Here is a 2724-nt window from a genome sequence, read left to right as displayed (position 1 = left end):
GATGGAGTGCAGCATTAAGTGCAATGGCAGGTTTTCAATTATCTGATGAGCTTATGTTAGGTATTGCATACGATAGAGAAACAACAGCGTTGAATCAATTTAATTCAGGTTCTTACGAGATATTTTTAAGGTACGAATTATTCAAAAAAGAGGAGCGAATGATTTCGCCTAGATTCTTCTAAAACCAACTTTAAAAAGCAACAATATGAAATATATATTACACTTAATTACTGCAGCTTGTTTTTTAATTGCTATGCCTAGTTCTTTCGCTCAAGGGAAAAAACTAGAGAAGGCAAATAATAACTTTGATAACTATGCTTTTATAGATGCACGAAAAGCCTATTTAGAAGTAGCTGAAGATGGTTTTTTATCTGAAGAACTTTTAATGCGCCTTGGTGATTCTTATTATTTTACTGCAGATTACGTTAACGCAGCAAAATGGTACGGTTCATTATACGACTTTACGGATCAGCCAAAACCTGAATACTTATTTAGATACGCGCAAGCTTTAAAAAGTAGTGGGCAGTATAAGGCATCAGATAAAATTATGGAGAAGTTTAATACATTAAGTAATGTAGATAAAAGAGCTTCGTTATTTGTTAATGAACGTAATTATTTAAAAGAAATAGAAGCTCAATCAGGAAGATTTAAATTACTTCCAGTAACATTTAATTCTAAGTTATCTGATTTTGCTCCTGCATTCTATGCAGGTAGTTTAGTATTTGCATCTAACAGGTTAGAAGGTAGAAATACTCCAAATAGAATTCACGAATGGAATAATCAACCTTTTCTAGATATCTATCAATTACCATTAGATAATTCAGAAGATAAAGACGTTAAGAAGCTTAATTCAAAAGTAAACACAAAGTATCACGAATCTACAGCAGTTTTTACTAGAAATGGTCAAACTATGTACTTTACAAGAAATAATTTTACTAATAAAAAGTACAAAGAAGATACAGATGGTACTAATAGATTAAAAATGTACAAAGGTGTAATTAACGAAGATGGTGAATGGAAAATTACAGAAATACCTTTTAATAGTGATGAATATTCAGTAGCGCATCCAGCTTTGAGTAAGGATGAAAAAACCTTGTATTTTGCTAGTGATATGCCAGGGGGTAAAGGTATGTCAGATTTATACAAAGTTTCGATTGAAGGTGACGGATTTGGAACTCCAGTTTCATTAGGAGATAAAATCAATACAGAGTTTAGAGAGACATTTCCTTTTGTGAGTCAAGACAATAAACTTTATTTCGCATCAGATGGACACCCTGGACTAGGAGGTTTAGATGTGTTTGTAACTGAACTTAACGAAGAAGGTACTGGAGAAGTGTTTAATATTGGTCGACCAGTAAACAGTTTAAAAGATGATTTCACATTTATAGTAAATGATGCAAGTGGTATAGGATACTTTGCTTCAAACAGAGATGGTGGAATGGGTGATGATGATATATACTCTTTTGAAAAAGTTGAAGATGTTATTAGTGCTTGTACTCAAACAGTATCTGGTGTAGTGGTTGATAAGAATACAAGAGAACCAATTCCAAATGCAAAAGTTGTACTAATGGATCCTGCAAATCAAATTATCGACCAATTAATAGCTGGAAAAGATGGTTCTTTCACATTTCCTTTAGATTGTAATAAAGCATATTGTGTACGTGGGTCTAAATTAAATTATGGTTTTGATGAAGAATGTTTTACATCTACAGCAGAATTAGAATTAGAACTTAACCTTTCGTTAGAATTAGAATCATTAAATGCGCCAAAAATTGGTGATGACTTAAACTTCTTATTAGATCTATTACCAATATATTTTGATTTAGATAAAGATTTTATTAGAGCTGATGCTCAATTAGAATTACAAAAAGTGATTTCATTTATGAAAATGTATCCAAAAGTAAAAATAGATGTTCGTTCTCATACTGATAGTAGAGCACCGGATGTTTATAATATGGATCTTTCATCTAGAAGAAATTTTAATACTATAGAATATATTGTTACAAGAGGTGGAATCGATAGATCCAGACTTACAGGACGTGGGTATGGTGAAACTAGACTTACTAACCATTGCTCAAATGGAGTTCAATGCGATGAAGGGTTACATCAGCTTAACAGACGATCTGAATTCATTATTGTAGAGTAGAATAATACGATACTTCAAAACAAAAAGAGAGGCCTAATAAAGGCCTCTCTTTTTGTTTTAAGAACAATGGAGACTTATATATTTTCTGAAAATAGTGATATACTTTGTTTTTCTGAAATGTGAATTAAAAACTAATTTGGAATGTGTTGAAAATCAATATATAATATTTTATTAATTGTATTTTACCTTAGATTTGTGTATCCTGACGAAAGTATTTTTACAATGTTAAAGAATAGAGTAATGATACGAAGGATTGGTTAATCTGTATTCTATTTTTGTAGAGATATGTTTATAATCTAATTTTGAATGTAGATAATAAAGTTGCTTGATAAAGTGAACATCTTAAACATATTCAAAAAAGTGCTATTATTTTACTGGTAAACAATTTTAAATGAAAAGAATAATTACTCTAATAACAGTGTTAGTGTTACTGGTTTTCACAACCTCTAGTTTTGCACAGCAGGACGCGCAATACACACAGTATATGTACAACACATTAAGTATAAATCCTGCATATGCAGGTAGCAGAGATGTGTTGAGTGTATTAGGTTTGTATAGGAATCAATGGTTTAATAACA

Annotated in this window: 3 protein-coding genes; all 3 read left to right on the top strand. The window is 31.0% G+C overall.

Annotated elements, in window-relative coordinates; all coding sequences use genetic code 11:
- Window positions 1-182: type IX secretion system membrane protein PorP/SprF (locus tag GBH57_RS15905; RefSeq protein WP_151675487.1), on the top strand; the 182-nt coding region annotated here is incomplete at its 5' end.
- A gap of 23 nt (window positions 183-205) precedes the next feature.
- Window positions 206-2146 (top strand): OmpA family protein, encoded by a 1941-nt coding sequence (locus GBH57_RS15900; RefSeq protein WP_151675486.1) that lies wholly within the window; start codon window positions 206-208, stop codon window positions 2144-2146.
- A gap of 391 nt (window positions 2147-2537) precedes the next feature.
- The coding region (locus GBH57_RS15895; RefSeq protein WP_151675485.1) for a type IX secretion system membrane protein PorP/SprF at window positions 2538-2724 on the top strand (187 nt) is incomplete at its 3' end.

This window comes from Patiriisocius marinus (genome assembly GCF_008974325.1).
GTDB classification, from domain to species: Bacteria; Bacteroidota; Bacteroidia; order Flavobacteriales; family Flavobacteriaceae; genus Patiriisocius; species Patiriisocius marinus.
This window is presented reverse-complemented; position numbering and strand designations above follow the sequence as displayed.